A 24534-nucleotide genomic window follows, 5' to 3' on the forward strand; every position below is an offset into this window, starting at 1 on the left:
AAATACCCTTATACCAAAAATATTTGCAATGATGATTCTGGCTTTTGCTGAAAGGACGAAGAAAGCGATCTCTATCACCTTATTAACAGTGCTGTACCTGCAAACGGTATTGCCTGCCTATGCCTTCGGTGGCCGCCCTGCGCGCGTGGTGCTGCCACCGGCAGCGGCGCCCTTGCACATTCCGCCGCCGCCAACGCCTGCTGTTGCGGCTGAAAAGAAGATGGCGCCAGCCGCTGCCAAAGCGGCTTTCGGCGGCCCCACGCAGCCCGAGTTCACCTCATTCCATTCCGTGAGCAGCGATAACATGGTGGATCTCTTCACCGGAGATTTTAAATATAATATCCCTTTGCTGGATGTAGATGGATACCCGATCGCCATTGGCTACAACGGCGGCGTAACAATGGACCAGGAGGCCAGCTGGGTAGGGCTGGGATGGAACCTCAATCCCGGTACCATTGCGCGTAATATGCGCGGCCTGCCGGATGATTTCAATGGCAACGACAGCATCACCAAAACCATCAACATCAAAGAAAATAAGACCATCGGCGTAGATGCCAAAGCTTCTTTTTCTTTCTGGGATATTCCTATCACCGCTTCTGCGAACGTAGGCGTATTCCACAACACTTACCGCGGCTGGGGTATGGAGAGCGGCCTGAACGTAAGCATCCGTGCGGGCGCTAAATCAGCCGGCAGCCTGACCGCCGGGCTTGGGCTTTCCAACAACACGCAGGAAGGCCTTTCTGTCAGCCCTAACATTTCTCTTTCACTCAGCGAGAAAGATGCGCAGAACAAAGGCGGCTTTGGCGGTAACATCTCCGCCGGTCTCAGTTATAATACCCGCGGCGGTTTGAAAGCATTGCAGTTTTCCGGCGGATTGAGGATGATGGCTAATTTCAAGCAGGTGGCCTCGGAGCAGCTGACGATGATGCGATGGAAAAACCTGCGTAATGGTGGCGGTTATGAGCGCGAGATCAATAAATTATCAAAGCTGACAGGCGCGGCGCCACAGGGTGTGGATGGCACATTTTCCAGCAGCATCTCTTTTGCCTATCCCTCTTCTCTGCCTAACATGGAGATACCTTATACCAGCTCCTCTATCAGCGGCAGCTTCGATTTTGGCGGAGCCGTGTTCGGCGCCTATGGCGCAGTAGGGCTTTCCGGTTATGTTACCAAACAAGCTATTGCACCGGAAGACAGAACACGCCGTTTCCCTGCCTATGGTTACCTCAACTTTTATAATGGCGCGCAAAACCCTGTGGGCTTGCTCGACTATAACCGCGAGCGTGAAATACCGATCAAAGAATCGGTACGTAACATCGCTATCCCTTCCTATACCGCCGATATCTTCTCCATCAGCGGAGAAGGCACTGGCGGCGTTTTCAGGGCTTACCGCAATGACATCGGTTATGTGAATGATCACCGCATGACCACCAAAAGCAAATCGGCCAGCATCGGCGTAAACCTCGGTGTAGGCAACCTCTTTCACGTAGGCGCCGATGTTAACTTCAGCGATGCCTACTCCGAAAACCGCGCCTGGACTGATTATAATAACCTCGCCGCAAATACGCGCTTTACACAAAGCTCCAAAGATTATGAAGCCGTCTATTTCCGGAATCCCGGGGAGATGGGCGCGATCGATAAAAATTATTTTGATCGTTTGGGGGGAGATGATATTGTAGTACCGGAACTGTCCGGGCACAGAAGCCGCACCATCGGTACCACCGGCAACCTCCTCAAATACCGTGGCGGCGCGGTGATCGACAAGCTGCCTGTTACACAGGCAACCTCCGTGAAAAGCAGCAGGGCCAAACGCTCGCAGCTCATCACTTACCTTACTGCCGATGAAGCCAGCAAAGCGGGCTTCTCCAAGTTTATTGAAAATTATTCCGTTAATAAATATTTTCTCGGTACCTGTGATAATAGCATCCCCGATGACCTGGAAACGCCGCAGGGTTTCAAAGCAGAATTTTTCTGGTATGAGTTCATGGATGATTACCATCACCTCAGCTACCGTGATCTGAAAAATCTCAACTTTGATGATATCTGGCAGTTCCGTGGCAACAATGGTATCAACGATGTTATCAACTGGCACGAACCGGAAAGCGAACATAATGAAAATGCCTGGTTCTCCTTCCGCGCAAAAGGCCGTCTGAAAGCGCCGGTAACAGGTGTTTACAATATTCATGTTTCTGCGGACGATGGTTGCCGCTTCTGGATAAATGGCAACAGGCTCATAGATCTGTACTGGGGCGTTAATGAAGGGACTCACGAGACCACTGCCTCCGTGAACCTCGAAGCCGGTAAATATTACGATGTATGGTTTGACTATTTCAACGGTGAAACACATGCCGGATTTCAGTTTGATATGAGCTGCAACGGCGTAAAAGTAACCTGGGATAATTTCTCCGTACCGGAAACAGTGGATACCATGGCCGTAAACCCTTCACTGTCGCTGGAGAAGCGCGTCAACGCTTTCCGCAAACCCAATCACATCTCCGAGATCGATGTGCTCAATTCAGACGGACAGCGTTACGTATACGGCCTGCCGGTATATACCATCAAACAGGATGAAGCTACTTTTTCTGTAGACAGATATAAAGGAAATGCAGCAGAAGGTACGGTAGCTTATGTGCCGAAAGTAGATGACGATGTGACCAACACCCGCGGCAACGACCGCTATTTCAGTGGAGAACGTATCCCGGCCTATGCGCACAGTTACCTGCTCACTGCGGTGTTGTCGCCCGATTATGTAGACCTCACCGGCGATGGCGTTAGTGACGATGATCCCGGTAATGCGGTGCGTTTCAACTATTCCAAAGTAGCGGGCATCGCCAACCCTTACACCTGGCGCATTCCGTATGGCGATAAAGCCACCTATAACGAAGGCCTCAAATCAGATACCACCGACGATAAAGGCAGCTACGTATATGGCGAGAAAGAGCTGTGGTACCTCAATTCCATCGTATCAAAAAATATGGTGGCCACCTTTAAACTGGAAGACCGCAGCGATCTGGCGCCCATCAACAAGGCGGGTATCATTCAGCAGAACAGCGGCCTGCCGAAACTGCTGCGCGAGATCAACCTGTATACCAAGGCTGATTTCCTGAAATATGGCGCCAACGCCATTCCCATCAAAACAGTACACTTCGATTACACTTACGACCTCTGTAAAAATCCTGCTACCGGCACGGGTAAACTTACCCTGAAAGGCATCTGGTTCTCTTACAACGGCAACGTGAGCAAGAATCCCGACCGCGCCAGAAGAAATGGCTATGTGTTCTATTATAACAAGAACAATCCTTCCTTCGATACCAAATCCTTCGATCGTTGGGGTAACTATAAGGATATGACGAAGAACCCGAATTATACCACTGATAACCCGGTCACCAACGTCGAGTATCCGTATACGTTACAGGACAGCGCGGCAATGGCGTCAAATGTAGCCGCGTGGATGCTGGATTCTATCAAACTGCCTTCCGGCGGACGGATGAAGATCAACTATGAAAGCGATGATTATGCTTTCGTGCAAAACCGCCGTGCATGCGTGCTGACGCCGATTGCGGGTTTGTCGCAAGGCCGTCCTTCCAGTTTAGGAAATCTCTCCAATCATCTATATGACCGCGTCGGTAATGGCGTATACGATAATCTCTATGTATCATTCAATGTATCCAAGGCCGTAACATCCAGGGCAGAGATATTTAATAATTATCTCGCCGGATTACATGATACTTTGTTCTTCCGTCTCAACGTCAATATGCCGGACAACCGCGTAGGTAAAGGCAATGAATATATCCATTGCTATGGTTACCTCGATGGCAACGATTACGGTTTTTACAACAATGGTAAAACGATCTACGTAAAACTGAAATCAGTGCAGGTAGATGGAGATGAAGGCGGCGGATACAGTCCGCTGGCTAATTCCGCGATACAGTTCCTGAAAACAGCATTGCCCTCAAAAGCATATTCCGATTCAGATGTAGGCGAAACCCTCGATGGCGCCGCAGCGCTCAAACTGCTGGCTTCACTGGCTACCACCGTGCAGGATGAGATACGCGGATTTCCGCGTACGGCACGCCTCAAAGGCATGGCCCGCGATCTTGATCTGAGCAGGAGCGCCGCCCGACTGAATGAACCTTATTATAAAAAATATGGCGGTGGCCATCGTGTGAAAAGTATCCTGATCTACGATAACTGGAATGCCATGACCGGCCAGAAAGAATCACTGTATGGTACTGTCTATTCCTATACCACCGACAAGGAGATCGATGGAAAGCTCACGACCATCAGCAGTGGTGTGGCGGCTTATGAGCCCGTGATCGGTGGCGAAGACAATCCCTGGCATACCCCGCTGACCTACAAGGATAAACTGGGCAAGCTGGTATCCAGCGTGGCCAGCTATGTGGAAACGCCGCTTGGCGAATCCTTTTTCCCCGCGCCATCCGTGGGTTACAGTCGGGTGCGCGTATCATCGATCCATACGAAGAATGTGAAATCGCAGACCGGGTATTCAGAGAGCACTTTCTATACGGCCTATGATTTCCCCACGATCGTTACTGCGTCAGAAATTGTGGGCGACCAGATGAAAGCACAATACAAGCCCGCCTTTGGCAATATGTTCAAGATCAACGCCAGGAACTATTTGGGTATGTCGCAGGGCTTCAAGATAGAACTGAATGATATGCATGGCAAGCCAAGAGGAGAGTATGCCTACAAAACAGGCGATTCTCTTCCCATCTCTTCCAAAGAATTTTATTATAAGGTAGATAACGAGAAGAGCGAATTCCAGCACCTGAACAACACGGTACTGGCTATCGACAAACAAGGGAATATAGACAGCGCAGTGATGGGCCTGGATATGGAACTGATGATGGACCAGCGCCAGCAGCGATCCGTTACCAATGGTATTGTGGCGAATGGCGCGGTGGAAGGTTTCTATGTGATCACAGTGGTGTCGAGCTTTGCCGGCTTTGGCTACCCGCAGAGCGAAGATGTGATGTTCCGTTCCGCAGCGGCCACCAAAGTGATTAACAGGCGCGGCATCCTCGACAGGGTAGTGGTTTCCGACAAAGGCAGTGTAGTAACCACAAAGAACCTGTTGTTCGATGCAGAGAATGGCAATGCGCTGTTGACATCCGTTCAGAATGAGTTTGACGATCCTTTGTACTCCTTTGCATATCCGGCCAATTGGGTGTACGATGGCATGGGGCCGGCTTATCAGAACATCAACAATACCCTCGATCATATTGATGTAAGAGGCGGTAAGCTACTCACCAATATTGCGCCGCTGTCGCCCGCTACTTTCTTTTCTTCCGGCGACGAGCTGCTGGTATACACGCATCCGGGTGTGGCAGGTACTGACTGTAATGAAGCCCTGGCCACCTTCCCCAGCGCTGCCAGAGTATGGGTGGTGGATGCTAACAGCCTGAATGGCGGCCCGCCGGATCTCTACTTCATGCAACGCGATGGCTCGCCATTCACCGGCCTGGATATGAGCATCAAGATACTCCGCTCCGGCAGGAGGAACATTGCCGCACAGGTGGGCTCCGTCACGATGATGAAGAACCCGATAGAACAGAATGGATCTAAATACAAACTGGTGATCGACGACAGTAAGCAGGTAATAGATGCTTCCATGCAGGAATACCGCCAGAACTGGAAAGTACAGGATAAGAACCTGATGAAAATAGAATGTTCACTCAAATAAAAAAGATGAAAATGAAACTGCTGCATATACTGATGATATCCACGCTGTTGACGGTAGCCGGAAAAGCTGGCGCACAACAGGTTTCGGGTGAATGGAAATTACAACAGGTGAACCTGGAAACACATGATTTCTGGAGCAATGCCCTGATCAGCAAACAGGTGCTTACCGTGGAAGACGCGATGAAGATCAATGCACCGCTCTATAACAAGCTGGCCTTCCGTGATACGCTCTGTGTGATGGAACGTGGTAACAATATGGAAACATGGAGTTATCGCCTGAAGCCGGAAGAGCTGGAACTGAGGGACCTGCGTCCTTCAGGGCCTGATGCGCCGGTGAATAAACGTTATTTCCCATATGCTTCCAGGGCGGCCGGCTCTTTTGAAATAGGGCCCATGTCTGCCAGCTATACGGATAAAACAACCGGTCAGCCGGTGCGCATCGTCTACACCTGCCTGTACATACGTACAGCCGCCGGTAAATGATCCTGTTGAACTAAATATAATTATTGCAGATGCCTATTATCTCTTATATCAAAAGACCTTGCGCTGTACTGGTGTGGATGGTGTTGTTTTTTATATGTAGCAAAAATGTATCGGCCCAATGTGTGAACTGGTCGGTTGGCACTACGGTGGATAGTTCCCTGTGTATTGCCAGCGGCAGGATCACGGTGAAGCTCACGGGGCCTGATCTGGCGGGGATGGACAGTATTCAGTATTCTCTCGATCCGCTAACGCCGGGAGGAACGCTCATTGCCAAAAGCTCTTTCTCTGTGCTGGATAATATCCGTGCAGGAGAGTATAAATTGAAGGTGGAGGCCATGTGTGCCGGCAGCCCGGTGTTTAAAGAAGTGCCGGTAACCGTGCCGGGGAATTACAAGAATGACCTGGAATACAGTGGCGTGCAGTTCCGTCCTTACCTCAATAGTTGTATTCCCGGAAAGATACAACTGACCATCAAAGGAGGACGTACGCCTTATACGATCCGTATGCTGAAATCGCCTGCCGCATACACTGGTATCAAAACGGTGAGCACCTCGCAAACTACTTTCCTGTTTGATTCGCTGATTACCGGTCATTATGTATTTGATGTGATCGATGCCTGCGGATCGGCCAGGGATACGGTTCCGGTGAATGTGTCTCCTGCAAACATGTGGACCTATACCTGGGGAACGATCGGCCGCTGCGACACCGCCGTTTTCATGACCCTGATCAACCTGGATGGCTATCCGTCCGGCGAAGTAAGTATGTTGTATCACGGTCAGCTGGATGTGCTTAGCTCCAATACCAGGAAGGTGCCGGTAAATACCTATTTCATGGATACGGTGCCATTGCCGAAGGGTAAGAGCATGGAGGATTACAGCTCGCAGGTATATAAAGGCTTCACAGAAACTTGTGGGAGTACTTATCCATCCAGTGTAACCCTTGTCACCCCTTACATCTACCAGGTGGCGATCAGCCATAACTGTAATAATACCTTTTCCGCCAATCTCAGCATAGCAGGGTATGCCGGATGTTATCCGCTTACCGCCACGCTGATCAACCAGGATAACCCTTCCCAGACATATAGCAACACCATCAGCAATCAGGGGAACTTGCTCATTAAAAATGTTCCTTATGGAAACTATACACTGGAGCTGCGTTCTTCTACCGGTAAACTATTGTACACCCAGACGCTTAATCAGCAACCGATCAAAATAGATTTCACGATCAGCGTTGTCCGTGATCCATATAATGAAGGAGGCTATGACGGTATCGGCGTTGTACAGATATCGCCTGCTGCCGGCTTTCCGGTTGGAACGACCATTTCTATGGTATATCCAAGGGTAACGCAGTTATATACAGTTACGGAGCCTATTAACTATGCCTTGTCGTTCTATGGAGATCCACCCAATACCTACTATGGCCTGCCTCCAGGGTTTTATATATACAAGGTGGTAACGCCTTGCGACAGTTTTATGCTGCCTGTTACCATACGTGATGAAGATGTATATCATTTCTATGGCAGCTATGATGCAGTGCGTTCCTGCAATGGCCTGAAAGTGATACCCAAAGGCAATGCCGTGAAAGGCGCACAGTCGTCAAAGATCTATTTCCAGATAGCAGATGCCCTTGGCAAGAATATCGCGACCGGCTACGCTGGAGACACTGTTACGCTGCCACTGGAAGGCAATTACAAAATATCTTATGGTTACAACTATTCCTACAGTGTAAACCCGCAAACTATCAACTACAAAAAAACACCGATGGACATCAACAGCCGATACACCCTCGGCTTTGTTTGCCCGGGAAGGCCCGATAATGAAGGACAGATACGCATCCGCGCCATGGGAGGGGAATCTGGTAACAACAACTACACCTATTACCTCTCTGAAGTAGGAAATTCACTCAACGGCCCATACATAGATATCAATACCACCGGCGCTTTCAGAAGCACGACCTCCTATCAGCTGATGAAAGGTCATACTTATGAAGTGAGGATCAGGAACAGCTGTAACGAATCCATCGTACAAGCAGTAACCATCATGGATTTCGCCAATTTTCACTTGGCATCGGTAGATAAACCTTATTACTGCTATGGCGACAAGCTCACTTTCAAAGTGGTGAACCTGCCATCAGAAGCAATACAATACAAATGGTCAGGCCCGAATGTAAATGTGCTCACTAACGGTTCCGCCTCTACGCAGCAGCTGGTCATCCGGAATGCTACCAACCGCGATTCCGGCCTGTACAAAGTAGTGGTGAATACCGATATGTGCGACGCGCCGCTGATTGGAACCGTACAGGTGAACATGGCCCGCTACAACCCGGTGTGCTACAGCGCGCTCTCGGATACCAGCGTAAACCCTTACACCTATGGGCTGTTGGGCAACTGGCGCACCGAACGCAGTTATACTTATTACAGCACCCGTTCTTCCAATACGGTAAATGAACTTACCAATATCCGGAAAGATGGTACCATCAGGAATTTCATGCAATTCTGGCAATTGCAGGCTGGTAAATGGTCTGCGAAGTATGATACCACCCGCTGGGTATGGAATACCATGAGCACCATCTTCAGCAAAAAAGGATTTGAACTGGAAAATAAAGACCCGCTGGGCCGCTACAATGCCGGTATCTACGGTTATGACGAAGCATTGCCCGTAGCGGTAGTGCAGAACGCCCGCTACCGGGATGCTGCCTTCGACGGCTTTGAAGATTATTTCTTCCAGACTGCCGGCTGCGGTGATACCATCTGCCCCGTAAACCGTCATTTCGATTTTTCTGCCTATATCAATAGCATCGACAGTACACAACACCACACCGGTCGCTATAGCCTGAAAATTAATGCAGGCAAGGACCTTGGCCTCAATGCGCCGGCGGTGGATGATGATATCGCCTTGTCTGCCCCCACCTTCAACTACGGCAGCAATTGCGCCGGCACGGTGCTGAAAAGCGTGCGGGTGAACAAGAACGTGATCATCCCGGCATTCTCCCCGGTTACCGGCAAACAGATGTTGTTCAGCATCTGGGTGAAAGAAGAGCAGCCATGTAACTGTACCGTCTATACGAAAACGAAAGTGATGGTGTTCGTGGGCGGCCCAGACGAAGTACGGGTGATCGCAGAAGCCAAGCCCACCGGCGTTATCATCGACGGATGGCAGCGTTATGAACAGGTGGTGAAGCTCAGCAAAACCGCTACCTCCATGAGTTTTGTAGTAACCGCGCCATCCTCTTCCAATGTTTATATAGATGATATCCGCCTGCATCCCTACAATGCCAATATGAAATCATTTGTATACGATCCGCAAACATTGCGGCTCATGGCAGAACTGGATGAGAACAACTACGCTACTTTCTACGAATACGACGACGATGGCACGCTTAACCGTGTGAAGAAAGAGACGGAGCGCGGCGTAAAAACTATTTCAGAAACCAGATCAGGATTGATCAAAGAAGAATAGGAGGAAGTATGAAGAAAGTATTGCTATTGGCCTGCTGTATGCTGCTGCTGGCGGGCATTACACAGGCGCAGGTATCCACAGATACCGCCGCCTTGTTCAAAGAGATGCGGCAGGTGTATGAGGCCAGCAGACAAGCGCCCATCGCCTATGATGTGAAGACCTACTTCACGGATACTACCGGTCCGGCGGGCATACCGGATTCCATGTTTAGTCACGTGGAGTTGAATGGTGATAACATGCGAGTGACCAACGAAGTTACAGAAACGGTATACAACGATAAGTACCAGCTGGTATTGTTCAAGGAAGAGAAACGGATGATGATCGCGAGGCGGAACCGGGAACAGGCTTCACCGCTGGATATGATGAACGGCCAGCTGCTGGCAAAGGTAGCGGGCTCCTGGTCGAAAGCATCTGTGAAAGGGAAGGAGATCATTACCATCACCGGCAAGGAATCATCACCGGTGAAACAGATCATCATCACGCTGGATCACAAAACCGGGCATATGGAAGGTATCCTGCTGGAACTGCGGCAAGCGGAAGACGCCGGCCATCCAACGTATATGACTATACGTTATGCATTCAGCAATTATACCGCCCTGCCCGCAGGATATAACGGAACAGACGAACGCCGGTACTTTGTTGCGGGTGAGAAGGAATACCGGACCGCCGCAGCATACGCCGACTATCAAATATTTTTAGCATCGCCGAACCTATAGTCTACATGAAGTCCTATTTACAGCAATTATCCCTGTTTCTTGTCCTGTGCACAGGCTTGACATTGTTTGTTGCCGGGCGCACAGCTGCGCAGTCGGGCAAGGGCATCCTCATCAAGCGTACGCTGGATGGGGCCGCCGGCCAGCTCAAGGCTGATATGGCCGTGACGGTACAGGACAGCATCTACTTCGATGCGGCCCTCACCAGCAAGCTGGATACGCCCTACTATGTAAAGAACGTGATCACGTTCCTGATCAACGAATATTCTACGCGCAAGCTGCCCGCGAAATTTACGGCCACCGTCAATTTCCGGATCATCTATAAAACGCCTGATCTGCGCCTGGACTCTACTGATAAATCTTTGTCGGTAAGTTACGATACAGCTAATCCCTACAACCTGCGCAACTCCTTTATTTTCGCCAATGCGCATGAAGTGAAGGTGAAAGTGCTCAGCGTATCCACCGATGCTACAACCAATATCTGGCCTGCATTGCAGCTGGAAAATGCGATGGATATACATCCTTTGTTCAAGCTGTCGGCATCCGATGTGATCACTACCATCAATTTCAATAATAATATTAACCAGGATACAGACGATGAACTGCCTGTGAGCTGGCCTGCCATCACAGGTGCAGACGTATACGACCTGGAATGGGCTTATGTAGATTCCAGTGCGATAGAAGGCAACCGTTATGGCAATCCGATACAACCTGATCTGCTGTTCACTTACAGGTCTACCCGCGTAACCGTGGCGGGTACCAGCTATACGATTCCCTTGATGTACGACAAGGAAGGCGTGCTTTATTTTCGTGTGAGAGCGGTGCAGGAACGGAAGAATTACGGTAGAAAGGAAACCACCTGGAGCTCGGCCTACAGCGGCGGTTTAGGCGCCTTCGCTTACAAAGGTCACCAACGGCGGCTCAACTGGCAGGCATCTACTTCATTTGCCGAAGATGGCAAGCGGAAAGTAGCGGTGAGCTATTTTGATGGATCGCTGCGCAACCGGCAGGTAGTGACGAAAGATAATACTACCAATACGACGATTGTAGCAGAATCGATGTACGACTACCAGGGCCGCCCCGTGATACAGGTGTTGCCTGCGCCTACCCTGAGTAACGTGATCCAGTATACGAAAAGATTTAATACTGATATCAACGGCAACGAATACGACAAAGATAAATACGACCGCCTCAATACGCCGCTGGATCTGATCACTACCAGCGCCGAACCAATGGGCACGGGCAGCGGTACGAACCAGTACTATTCTCCCGCCAATCCCCAAAAAGATACTGGCTTCAACCGCTTCCTGCCTGATGCAGAAGGGTATGCCTATACCGAAACAAATTTCATGGCTGACAATACCGGCCGGCCGAGGCAACAAGGCAGCGTAGGTAAGCTATTCAAAATAAACGGAGGCCATGAAACCACTTATGGGTATGGGACTGCCGCCCAGGAAGATCTCTATGCTTTGTTTGGTACCGAGGTAGGTAATGCCAGTCATTATTTCAAAAACACAGTTACCGATCCGAACGGACAAATGGTTGTTACCTATCTCGATATGCACGGCCGTACCATCGCTACCGCACTCACAGGTAGCGGCGCAGATACGCTGCTGTCGCCACTTCCGGAGAAGCATCCCGAGATACATAATGACACCATCACTAATTATAAACAAACCCTCTTCCAGCCGCGATCCATGGTGATCCAGCATTCATTCAATGTAGATGAAGCCGGGTACTATGATTTCAAATACCAGCTGAACCCGCCGGTATTAAAGATGCGCAACTGCGCAGGTGATACGGTGTCTTACACCGGCGCTTATGAACTGCGCATCCGCCTCACGGATGATGTGATGAACCTCCGCCTCGGTGGTGCGCCAGTGGAGAAAGTAGTACGCAACTATAATCCCGATGACCTTCGTGCCGCCACCATCGTGGATACGCCTGTGGTACTCGCTTTCAGGCAATACCTGGAGAAAGGACAGTACGACCTTTCCAAAGTACTGACCATCAACCAGCAGGTCATGAATTATTATCGCGACAGCATCTTCCTCAAATCGAATGTATGTGTGTCGATAGATAAAACGATCGATAGCGTGAAGAAAGATATGCGCCAGCAGCCCTGCGGGCCCGATTGCGGCGATTGTACAGATTCGCTCCGCACGGAATATGACGATATGCGGAGCCTCATGCTCAGCGATATGAGCGCGCCCTTCGGTCAGTATGCATCTCTCGCAGACTCTGGTTCTACCTATTCTATTTTCTTCCGTGATAATAATATCCGTCCATCTTCTTTCTACACCCGTACGGATATGGTGTACAGAGATGCTGCCGGGCGCCAGGATTCCGTATTCCTGCCTGCCACCGGCAATAAGGTAATCCCGCAGAAATTACAGCCTTCCGACTTTGCAGACAATTTCCAGGAATCATGGGCCATTGCCTTGCTGGACAAACATCCGGAAAGAGACCGCCTCATACGTATGGGCATCTACCGGCAGTCGCTGTTGTGGGAAAAGAAATTTTCCGCGGTAGATACTTATGCAGAAGCCAAAAAGCTTGGTTACCTAAGCCCCTTGACTGCCGGTTTTGATACGCTGTTGGTGAATAGCAACGACCGGAGCGCTTTACAAAAACAGCTCGATGTATTCAAGACAGTAGATGTAAGAAGTGGTGGTGCCAATGTCCGCAAACAGGTATCCATGTTTGCGATGGCGGTGATCTCCGCTAAATGCGGCGGCGATAATGCCTGCATGAGCCGCTATGCTGGCTATCAGCCCTGGAATGCAGAAGCAGAATTTTGCACCGGCGACCTGGACATGATCTGGCGGATGTTCCGCGGACTGTATGCCACCGCACACCGTCAGCAGATCTTCTCCAAAGTGATTGTGGACAATGGCTACTTTAACCGCGACCTGGTGGCTAACAAGAAGCAACCGCGTTTCTTTACCAGCCAGGATGCCGCTGCTCAAACGGGTATCGACAAGATCGTGAATCCTAATGTGCCTACGGATGCCAATACCGCATCACAGGCCGTACAGGCAGCCATCAAACAGCAATACAAGGAAAATCTCGATAGTCTTTCCAATGTATGGATGCGTCAGCTCGCGCCTTGTAAGTATGATGTACAGGCATTGGCAGAGATCAAGAGCAAGCTGCTGCAGGTAGCGCAGAATGCGCAGGATGCTACGCACCCGTATGGCGCCAGCACCATCAAACCCAATACCTGGGCTTATTACAAGAGCTTCGAACAGGTGTTGGCCGAGTATAACAGTCGTAAACAGATCACTGATCCGTTTATCTGTAATGCTGATCTTATCACCTTCCCCAAACCTTATGATTTACAAAAGGCACAGGTGACAACCGTGTCTTATACCAAACCGAAAGATTGTGAGTGCAGTAATTTGTCTGCCCTCAACCTGGAGTATAATGCGAAGAAGAAAACACAGGATACTACTTTGTCGGCCTACTTGTACCGCGTACGCGGCATCAGGATCGCACAGGCTGATCTCGATGCCATGCAGGCAGCATGTACTAACGCCAACGCATGTACGTACCTGGAGAAACCGCTGAAAGTGCCGGCCTTTCTGCAATGCGGCATTGCGCCGCCCTGCGTGCCCTGCAAGGTGGTGGATTCTCTCTATACCAATTACATCAATATCTATAAACAAGCGCCTGTTTATGTAGATTCTACTGATCAATTACGCGTTGTAAATATTGCCTTTGAGAATTACATGAACAACAGGCTGGGCTTTAACAAGAAAGCGCCGGAATACCTGGAGTTCCGCGACAGCTGCGCCAACGGTCAGATGAAAGATCCTACAAGGGTTTGTGTGCCGGGCAGCAGTCGTAGTAAACAGATGGTGAACGTCTATGACAATGGCGGCGCCGATAATATCACCGATATCCATGAAACCAGCAATGGTTTTGTGATGGCGGGCAGCACTACTGGCAATAGCTTTGGTGGTACAGATGCGTACATCATCCGCACCAATAACACTGGTTCGCTGTTGTGGGCTAAAAACTTTGGTAGCAGCGCCAATGACGCCTTCCGGCGCATTGTGCCATTAGGCGATACAGGCTTTATTGCCATAGGCACCACACAATCTTTTTGTTATGATCAGGGCGCTATTTTCGTGGTGAGAACAGATGAAGACGGTAACCTGTTGTGGAACCGTGCTATTGATATGGGCAGCAACTTCGGCGCTGCCGGCAGCGATGTGCTGATCACTGCTTCGGGTAATATCGCTATCTCTGGTTACCGTACTACCAACGGACAAGCCACAGATTGGGTAACCGGCGTACTAACGCTGGATGGTGAGTTGAAATGGTTGAAACAACAGACCACCGGTCAGGGTGTAGATCATATTAGTTTGATGGAACGCAACGATACGCTGTACACTGCATCTGCGACCTATATCAGCGGCAGCTGGAAGCCGATGGTGATCAAACAGTCTATGGGGAATGGCGCCAATTATAATTTATCGCAGTTCAGTTTGCCGGTAGATGCTTCTGGTAATATACGCATGATGGCTACCCCGATCGGCTATACGTTGTCGGTGGTGAATGCCGGCAGTGGCGCTTTGCTGGATATCAACGGTGCTAACGAAGCGCCTGTGGCCAGGGTGATGCAGGGCCCGGGCGGGACGCAAGCGGGCGCCTGGTCGGCCGCCACTACCGGCGATGGCAGCATGATTACGGCACAATCCAATGGCGATGTATGGTGGCAGCGTATTACAAATGATTCCATCAGCTGGACCAACCATGTGCAGCTATCGGCCAATGAGCGCCTCTATGGTGTGATCCAGCGTAGCGACGCCAATTTCGCGGGCGCCGGTCTTTATAACAACAATGCCATGCTGATGCTCAGCAACAGCACGGGCAGAACAGGTTGTAACGATGCGCCGGCTACTATGGGCTTTCTCCCGATGGCCGTTGCCAAACAGGCTGCCAGCGCGCAGAACGAGCAGTTCCTCGGCACCTGGAATGTAAGCGAGTTGGGAATAGGAGAGCGGGTATTGTCCTTGCAGGTAACCAATGCTTCCTGTCCGGGTATCGACAGTTGTTTCTATGCCTACAACGGCATGATGTGCGGCAATGCTACCCCCAGCTACATGGAAGATCCGCTGAACATCACCCCCAGCTGCTCTGACAGCACCATCCTGGCAGAGGTGAAAGGGACGGAAGTGTTCAACTACCGCAGGGATTCTGTGATGAACACCTTTGAACGCGAGTACCTGAACACCGCATTCACGGCGCCTTCCAGGGAGATGTTCTCCATGACATATGCAAGTAACGAATATCATCATACGCTCTATTACTATGATCAGGCGGGTAATCTCGTGAAGACTGTACCTCCCGCTGGCGTAGTGAGAGACCGTTCACCGGAATGGATCGCGAAGGTGAAAGCGGCGGTGGCTAATGGCACTACGTTGACGCCAGCGCATAAGATGGTAACGGATTATCGTTACAATACACTTAATAAGATTGCAGAACAGAAAACACCGGATGCGGGTATCTCACATTTCTGGTATGATCGTTTGGGCCGCCTGGCGGTGTCGCAGAATGCGCAACAGCGTGTGGACGGCAATTACAGCTATACCTTGTACGATGGTATTGGTCGTATCACGGAGGTAGGGCAGATACATCAGGCTACGCCGATGACTGATACCGTGTCAAGAGATGAAGCCAATCTGCAAAGCTGGATCAACAGTCCATTGGCGGCGAGAACGGAGATCACAAGAACGGTATATGATATTCCATACCAATTTACGGATGGCACTGATTGGTCACCAACCAACCTGCGCAACCGCGTAGCGTGGAGCGCCGTGTATAACAGCATTGCGGACACCTTGCCGGGTAAGCATGCATCGGCTACTTACTACAGTTATGACATTCACGGCAATGTGAAATCGCTGATGCAGGATTATAACCCGGGCACTGCTAATAATCTGGGCAACCGTTTCAAGAAGATCAATTACGACTATGATCTCATCAGTGGAAAGGTAAATACTGTAAGCTATCAACCGGGCAAGATAGATGCCTTCTATCACCGTTATAGTTACGATGCGGAAAACAGGCTTACGAATGTTGAAACCAGCCGTGATAGTATCTATTGGGAAAACGATGCCTACTATCAATACTATAAACATGGCCCGCTGGCGCGTGCAGTGATTGGTCAGGCGCAGGTACAGGGTATCGACTACGCCTATACGTTGCAGGGTTGGCTCAAAGGGGTGAACAGCACCAGCGGCAAGTACGATATGGGTAATGATGGCGCTCAGGGTGGTATCACCGCCAAGGATGCTTATGGCTATGCCCTGCACTATTTCGGTGACAATGATTACAAACCTGTAACAACCGTACGTCCGTTTGCTGCGTCAGGTAATGTGTTGAAACCGCTGTACAATGGCAACATCGGCGCAATGAGCGTGAATGTGCCGAAAGCGGGCGAGCCTTTATTGTATGCTTACAAATACGATGTGCTGAACAGGATCATTGCTATGGATGCGCACCGTAACCTCGATACCGCAGCCAACGTGTGGACGCCAATACAAGTAGGTGATTTCCGCGAACGTATCTCTTACGATCCGAATGGCAACATTCTTACTTACCAACGTAATGGTAACAATACCTGGGCTGGCAAGCCGCTGGAAATGGACCGCATGGCGTATAATTATATGCCAGGAACAAACAAGCTTTCATGGATCAATGATACCGTGCCGGTTACGGCATATGATAATGATATTGATGTGCAGGCCGTAGGTAACTACCAATATGATTCGATTGGTAATATGACTCGCGATAGCGCGTCGAATATCAGGAAGATCGAGTGGACCTTATATGGTAAAATCAGAAGTATCACGAAAAATGACAACACTACTATCAATTACACCTATGATGTAAGTGGTAACCGTATCTCCAAAAATATAAATGGCAAAGAGACCCGCTATATCCGCGACGCCTCCGGCAAAGTGATGAGTGTCTATGTTTCCGGCGATCAAAACGTGAATAATGGCCTCCTGAGCCAAATCGAAGCGCATCTCTATGGAAGCAGCCGTCTTGGTATCAATACATGGACCATGCCAGTAGAGCGTGATAGCGTAATACCTACCATGCCGATGAATGGCCTGGGTTCAGGATTCTTTAGTACATTTAAACGTGGTTATAAGTTCTTTGAATTGTCCAACCATCTCGGTAACGTACTCGCCACTACGGGTGATGACAGGCTCAGTGTAGGCGTTAACGATAGTACCGTAGGTTATTATCTGCCAAGGATTGTATCAGCAACGGATTATGCGCCGTTTGGTATGCAGCTGAATGGTAGGAGTTTTGATGCAAGTATTTACAGATATGGGTTCAATGGCAAGGAGAATGATAATGAGGTGAAGGGAGATGGGAACCAGCAGGATTATGGAATGAGGGTGTATGATCCGAGGATTGGGAAGTTCTTGAGTGTGGATCCGTTGACGAAGGCATACCCAATGCTAACTCCTTATCAATTTGCAAGCAATAGGCCAATAGACGGGGTTGATCGAGATGGCAAAGAATGGGCTGCAAGTAGTTGGTTTGCGAATGTAGGTGACGCAGACTTTATGTTGGAAAATGTCATGACGGTAAAGATGCATGTGGTTAATGCGTCAAGAATTGTCACCGATGCAGCAGTAATACAGAGATATGCAGAGGAAGTTAGTCATCAAATGGAGCAGAATTTAAGAACGGAGTCTGTTGTATTTCTATATGGTATCCCATTCAAGGTACTATATAGAACAGAAGTAATTCTTGATTATAATCCGCCTACTTCAGATCCTAAAGATCCAAGAAACGAAGGTGTTTTAAGGTTTGATGACAGGACAAGTACTACGAAAAAGTGGACAACGGTAGAGGACGGGGTAACAACAAATCATACTGAAACAAGCTCTACTCCCGGGGACACCTATTTAAAAATTACCGAATTTTCCATGAGTGTTGGTATTACCATGGATGGAAAACAGGTGAAAATGGGGCCGGATCTTTACAATACAATGATACATGAGGGTTTCCATTCTGGAGGAGGAAGCCACCCTTGGGAACTATCTGATATTGAAAAGCTTTTTTTGCCAGAAATTAATCAATCGGAGAGTCCGGTTCCCAAAATTATTAAGAACAATTTTATGAATTCAGCGGAAAATCCGGATCCAGGACTTAAACCAAATCCTAAAGGCAACTGGCAAGTCTTGCCAAATCAGATTAGAGCTCTATTTAAATTGATAAAAGAGAACTCTAATACTACAAGAGATGCTTTAAAGAATACTGGAGGAGCGAGTAGTACAGGAACCCCCTAAAAACTAACTAACAATTTTATAATTAAATTAAATATGGCAAGTATCCTGATGTTGAAAACATATGCTAGATTGATCTCTATTGGTAGTTGTGCGTCCTTTTCGCTACTTGAAGCATCATGTGGTTTTACGCATAAATCTACAGATATGATGATGAATGAATTGGGGTATCAAAGAGACTCCGTACGTATTGGAGAAGGTTATTATGATAAACATCCCAATGCCACTCCACTTAATCCGGAGGACAGCTTGGTACTGGCATTCTTCGAAGTATTTGATGACAGTACTGCAGTTTATAATAACGGCCGAAAGATTGCTCAACTTTATATTAAAAAGGCGAATAACCCTTATACAAGTACTGGTTATTCATATAAGAATGTGGTCTTACATGGTTTGGAAAAAGATTCTAAGATTGTGATAAGGTTACTGACCAAAAAGAAGTATGTTGAATTTATACCGGATATTAGATATCCGGTATATAGCATTCAAAGATACAACGGGATTTGGTACATAAACCCTAGATATGGGATTTCATTAAAATAATTGCACTGCTTGGATTGGAATTTCGATGCGAAATATTCAATAAGTGCTTATAGTATAGTTGATCCGTGTATTTTATGAAAGAAATCTTTAGGACCAAATTTAGTAGGCATTAATATCACAAACACCCACACTATACCATGAAATCATTCATCACAGGGCTCCTCGGAGCCCTGTTGTTAACCAACATCACCTACGCTCAGAAACTCTACCAGATCCGCGCAGATACCGTCCGCATCTACAACGTATGCGATACCGCCGAACTGGTAATCGAAAACCATACCCAGGGCGTTTCCGGCTTTCTTTTCAACAAAGGCAAGGGCCGCACGGAATTCAGGCGGGTACGTTTACAGAAAATAGGCAGCTCGCAAATTGCGATCACTGGCCAGGACACGCTGGACCTCAGCACCCTGCCGGGCATCAGCGGTATCGACACCATTTACCGCGAAGGCGATATGCTGAAATATGTAAAAAGAAATATCACTTATTCGCTGAAGGCGCCGGTAGCTACTTTTCTCGATGTGCCCTGGGGCACATCGAATCCTGTGGGGCAATATCCCAGTCAGCAGGTGACGGGTTTTGCTGCCTATACTTCGCCGGATATGCCGCTGAAATCGGAGCAGTCGCTGGCTAATCCCACTGCGGGCAACAACTATTATATTGGCCATGCAGTGGTGGATACCGGCCGCGGTTACCAGTTTGCGGTTAATTGGGATGGGGAAGACAAAGGACCTAATGGCGCTTTCATCAGAACAAAGGACGATACACAACCGGCATGGTCATCCTGGCGGGAGCTGGTGTTCAAGGATTTTGCTGATGCCGCCTATGCGCGTAACGCCAATGTCTACACGAAAATAGCGCTCAATACACCTGGTGCGGCTACGGTGGCCTGGGGTAATATCGTCAACGCGCCATCGGAAGCAGATGACCTCACTTCCGTTACCAACCGCAGTAACCAGACGGCCAACAAGATACATGTCAACAATATCTATGGCCCGGGCGCGCCTACGATCTCGCTGGCGGTAGGCGATTATGATTCCGGTATCAACTCGGAAGGCGACGGCTCGCTCACATTACGGGCAAATGGCCTGCAGGTGGCCAATTGGCAGCCTTTCAGTTTCAACTTCAACGTTGATCCAAGCGTTAAAGGCAACACGATATGGCATGCTGGCAACGATGCCAGCATTATCCGCCATCGTGGATATATAGACAGCCTAAGCCTGGACAATATGAGTGGCAAGAACGGCGTATACGGAGTGGCCTATACCGGCTATACCGCGAGCCTGCTCAATTTCTGCGCCACTGGTACCAGCACCGGCACCTTCCAGCTATGGCAAAATTATGATGGCGCTCTCCGATTCCGCAACAAAACCGACGACCGTGTATGGAATCCCTGGAAAGATATCTGGCATAGCGGCAATGTCACCTTCGGCACCTACGGTCCTAATGTAGCATTGAAGCTCGATGCATCGGGCCAGATCAGTCACCGCAACTGGATACGTATACCCGATGGCTTTGGCTTATACACTGATGGCAATGCCTATTTCTTCAACAGCGCCCCCAATGCATGGGGCTTCCGGCCACGCACAGGCAGCAGCAGCATGTTGCTGGATATCCAGATGCCCGACGGCAACAGCAGGGGAGGCTTCTACGGCGATATTGATGGTAACATGGGCATCGTGAATGCTGGCGCCAATGGCTGGCGATTCAGGATGGATGTCAACAGCAAGGCTTACTTCTCCGGTGATGTCAGCGCCGCAGGAGGCAACTTCACGCAGGCAGTATATGCACCGGGATTTTATCAGTCCTCGCTGCGCAGCCTCAAAAAAGATATCCAGCCGTTTAACAGCAATGCATTGGCTATCCTCCAGCAGGCGCAGGTGCGCACTTTCCGCTACAAGGCCGACACCGCCAATTATCGCAATATCGGTTTCATCGCCGATGAAGTGCCGGAAGAAATGGCCACACCCAAACACGACGGCGTGAATGAAGCCAACACCGTGGCATTGCTGGTGAAAGCAGTGCAGGAACTACAGGCAGAGAATAAAGCCCTGAAAGAACAGATGAACAGGTTAGCATCTCAAATAGATATTATCCACCAGCAGAAAGAGAATAGCAAATGAAGAAAATATTGATCACCGCACTAACTGTATTGGGCTGGAATATGGCCATGGCACAGGATTTTTTAGCGCCGCACAGCTATATCATCCAGAAAGTGACACAGGGTTATTTTACCACCAAAGCTGGTGCTACCTTACCGAACGATAATAAATGTATCACCAAGGCGGAGGCGATCAGTTATCTCAACATTGATCAAAGCTTTCTGCCGAAAGATGATCGCATGCCCTGGTTCTCGGAACTGGTGCCTTGCACGAACACGGCCACATTCTACGAAATGGCCACACAAAACGTATATGCCTGCTGTGGTACCTACATCTTTGGCGCCGGTTTCAATCCTAACCTGGAACAGGCCTGCAACAGCAACAAGATCAACGGTAATGCGTTCTGGAATGTGAATGCATCGGAACAATCGCTCTGTGGCGTGGCGCCCTGTCATACGGCTACCTTGCAAAGCGCTATGATGAGAACGGCTGTTAAGAAAGATACTATCATGCCTGTAGCCGCCAGATCGATGATGATGGCGGCTGCCAGCGCTTATGGCGGCCCGTTCAACAGGGCTGGCATCTGGGCGCAGGTGCCGGATGGGAAATGGGTATCTTTTTCTGTGCGACAGAATTTTACCAGGAGCGGCATCTATTACCTGGGCATTGCAGCAGATAATATTTTCAAAGTGGCCGTAGATGGCGTACAGGTGGCCTATTACAGTTCTATCAACCAGGGCGCCTTTGAGATCTGGTATATCATCCCCATCAATTTCACAGCAGGTATGCATACGGTTACCATCTCCGCAATGAATGATGCCGGTCCTGCCGGCGTGGCGGCAGAACTGTATAACAACACAGAAACGGAGATACGCAACGCCACCAGCTATAGCATGCTTAACCTCATGTTCTCCACAAAAGATATGAGAGGGAGTGCCTCTACATACATGTGCTATTAAGCATTTACGGATTTTTTGATTTACGAATTTTTTGATTGATGGATAATCCGTCAATCAAAAAATTCGTAAATCAAAAAATCCGTAAATTTGAAATGCCCCATGTCACAGTCAACCATGATAGCGCCCCAGGCTATATCTGATGCCACCCCTGCTGCTAACAGGGAAATACTTCCGCATGAAACAGAGATGGAATTGATGATGCCTGTACCGGTATACGTTCAGCGTAAATGCGCTTGTGATGATGAAGATGAACCGCTGCAACGCCAGTCTATGGCGCCATTCACAGAAACCGTCAGTGCGGGCGCAGAACGGCAGATCAACGAAAGCAGGGGAGGTGGCCATCGCCTGGATGCGCACACCCGCTCTTTCATGGAAAGCCGCTTTGATGCAGACTTCTCCGAAGTGCGGATACACACCGGCCAGCAGGCTGCACAGCTATCGCAGGACTTGCACGCAGCTGCATTCACTGTTGGCAAGGATATCTATTTCAACGAAGGAAGATTTGCGCCCAATACCGCTGATGGCCGCCATCTGCTGGCGCATGAGCTTACGCATACTTTGCAGCAACCTGCGGCTACGCCTGCGATACAGCGAAGAACCATCCCGCAGGATTATGCTACTGCCGCTTTTGAAACCGGCCCGATCTGGGACGTGCACCTCGTTATTACCGGTGCGCCGGAAGGTGCCCGGGAAAATGTAACAGATTTTATCAGCGCCTGCCAGGATGGTATCATGGCAGCAGCCCGCGCTTTGGGCACGCATCCTGCCGGCGCTTCCCGGCGCATACGTGTACGTATTCCTTATCGTGCGATACGCCCCAATAGCACCGATTACGCCGATACGGAACAGGAAGCCTACCGCCTTGCATTAGCATCCGTGCCAGGGGCTGTGCAGCCAACACCCACACCCACGCCGCCAAGACCAGCTCCCGGGCCTGCGCCTGCTGCGCCGGGCGCCATCACGGTAGTGCCTTGTGCATCGTTTCCGGTGACTATCGGAAGCCGCGGTGGCTGCGGCACCGGCGATGACGCTACCACAGCCTATTTTCCACTATCGGCGGTGCCGCCCGCGCTTTTACCGAGCGCACTGTCACAGGATTCGATGCCCGACTTTTCATTACGCCTGCTGCCACAAGGTGTGCTCACTACCTTTGCTGGTAGCGATGGCTATTCTCTCTTCAGCGATTTCTATAACTCCTCCGCATCCAGCAGAACCTTTGCTGCCGGCTCCGATGTAGCTACCCGTGCACAGGCGCATGCTTCGTTCGTGGCAGCACGCGCTTCGGTGGAACATGAGCTGGCAGCCAATCTCGCATCACAAGCGGTTACTAATACGATCAGTTGCGGCAGCATCACGCTGGCAACATTGCCGGTCATCAGTTTCAGCGGCAGCGCCGATATGAAACTGTGGACACTTATCGGCGGTACGCAAGGCCTCGTAGTGGAATTAACCGGCATCACCATCCTGCCATATACCCGGAACTTCATTGCTGATGTGCGTTTCAATATCTGCGACGATTTCGGTGTAGATGTATCCGATCTTTCCCGCACGGGCTTTTCCGGCAGTATCCTCAACGAGCTGTTATTACCTTTCTGGATACTGCAACACCGCCGTAGCGGACATACGCCGCTTATCGTAAACGTGGTGCTGGAAGAGCATATCAGCGGCGCCTATTGATCATTTCCTGCGGGTTATATCACACAGCATATCTGAATGGATATTCAATCCAATGTTGGTGAGATTGTATAGATGCTCGCTGGCCACGATGTACACCACTTCACATATTTCACGTTCGGAGTAATGCTGCGCCATGCGTGCGAAGGCTTCCGGATCAGCTACCTTGTCTTTTGTAAGGGCGCTTACATAGTCCAGCAAGGCTCGCTCTCCTTCGCTGAAAAGCGGGCTGCTCGCGTAATTTTCCAATGCGTCAAATTTTGCCTGGTTCATGGATAGCTGTATGGTATGCGCACGTGCAGCATCGATGCAGAAGAGGCAGATGTTGAGCCGCGCCACTTGCTGACGTACCAGCATCACGGTTTCTGCGGGCAATTGCAGTTTTTTGTCGAGCTGCGATACTTTGCCATAGAACATGCCAAAGGCGGCCGGAAGGCGCGCTGCATGCACTTTCATCGGCATTAATACTTTCCCGAACTGGCGACGGGTAAAGAAATAGGCCAGTTTCATCATCAGCCCTGCGGGCTTCTCAATAGGTGCGAGTAAGGTATTCATAAACATCAATTTTTTGTTTTATACCCTAA

At 49.6% G+C, this 24534-nt stretch carries 10 protein-coding genes; 9 read left to right on the forward strand and 1 reads right to left on the reverse strand.

Annotation, left to right across the window (positions count from 1 at the left end; all coding sequences use genetic code 11):
• Positions 1-28 precede the first annotated feature (28 nt).
• From FPG75_RS09845 to FPG75_RS09885, 9 genes are all read left to right on the forward strand, one after another.
• Positions 29-5704, forward strand: a complete 5676-nt coding sequence (locus FPG75_RS09845) for a PA14 domain-containing protein (protein WP_143306608.1) — start codon at positions 29-31, stop codon at positions 5702-5704.
• A 5-nt stretch (positions 5705-5709) separates the two neighbouring features.
• Entirely contained in the window at positions 5710-6186 is a 477-nt protein-coding gene (locus FPG75_RS09850; protein ID WP_143306609.1) for a hypothetical protein, read from the forward strand.
• A gap of 29 nt (positions 6187-6215) precedes the next feature.
• The gene (locus FPG75_RS09855; protein ID WP_143306610.1) at positions 6216-9644 is read left to right on the forward strand and encodes a hypothetical protein; all 3429 of its coding nucleotides are present in this window, start codon (positions 6216-6218) and stop codon (positions 9642-9644) included.
• Between the two features lie 8 nt (positions 9645-9652).
• The gene (locus FPG75_RS09860) at positions 9653-10360 is read left to right on the forward strand and encodes a hypothetical protein (RefSeq protein WP_143306611.1); all 708 of its coding nucleotides are present in this window, start codon (positions 9653-9655) and stop codon (positions 10358-10360) included.
• A 5-nt stretch (positions 10361-10365) separates the two neighbouring features.
• Positions 10366-18678: an RHS repeat domain-containing protein gene (locus FPG75_RS09865; protein ID WP_143306612.1), complete on the forward strand. Its 8313-nt coding sequence runs from the start codon at positions 10366-10368 to the stop codon at positions 18676-18678.
• Positions 18679-18711: 33 nt separating this feature from the next.
• Complete coding sequence (locus FPG75_RS09870) at positions 18712-19218, forward strand: hypothetical protein (protein ID WP_143306613.1); 507 nt, start codon at positions 18712-18714, stop codon at positions 19216-19218.
• A gap of 137 nt (positions 19219-19355) precedes the next feature.
• Positions 19356-21338: a tail fiber domain-containing protein gene (locus FPG75_RS09875; protein WP_143306614.1), complete on the forward strand. Its 1983-nt coding sequence runs from the start codon at positions 19356-19358 to the stop codon at positions 21336-21338.
• Positions 21335-22276: a hypothetical protein gene (locus tag FPG75_RS09880; RefSeq protein WP_143306615.1), complete on the forward strand. Its 942-nt coding sequence runs from the start codon at positions 21335-21337 to the stop codon at positions 22274-22276. Before FPG75_RS09875 ends, FPG75_RS09880 begins: the two co-directional genes overlap by 4 nt.
• 99 nt (positions 22277-22375) lie before the next feature.
• The gene (locus FPG75_RS09885) at positions 22376-23953 is read left to right on the forward strand and encodes an eCIS core domain-containing protein (RefSeq protein WP_143306616.1); all 1578 of its coding nucleotides are present in this window, start codon (positions 22376-22378) and stop codon (positions 23951-23953) included.
• Here FPG75_RS09885 and FPG75_RS09890 read toward each other — a convergent pair whose 3' ends face one another.
• Positions 23954-24505 carry a carboxymuconolactone decarboxylase family protein gene (locus FPG75_RS09890; protein WP_143306617.1) on the reverse strand — a complete coding sequence of 184 codons (552 nt, stop codon included), beginning with the start codon at positions 24503-24505 and terminating at the stop codon, positions 23954-23956.
• Positions 24506-24534: the final 29 nt, after the last annotated feature.

Origin of the sequence: Chitinophaga vietnamensis (genome assembly GCF_902167635.1) — a bacterium.
GTDB lineage: Bacteria > Bacteroidota > Bacteroidia > Chitinophagales > Chitinophagaceae > Chitinophaga > Chitinophaga vietnamensis.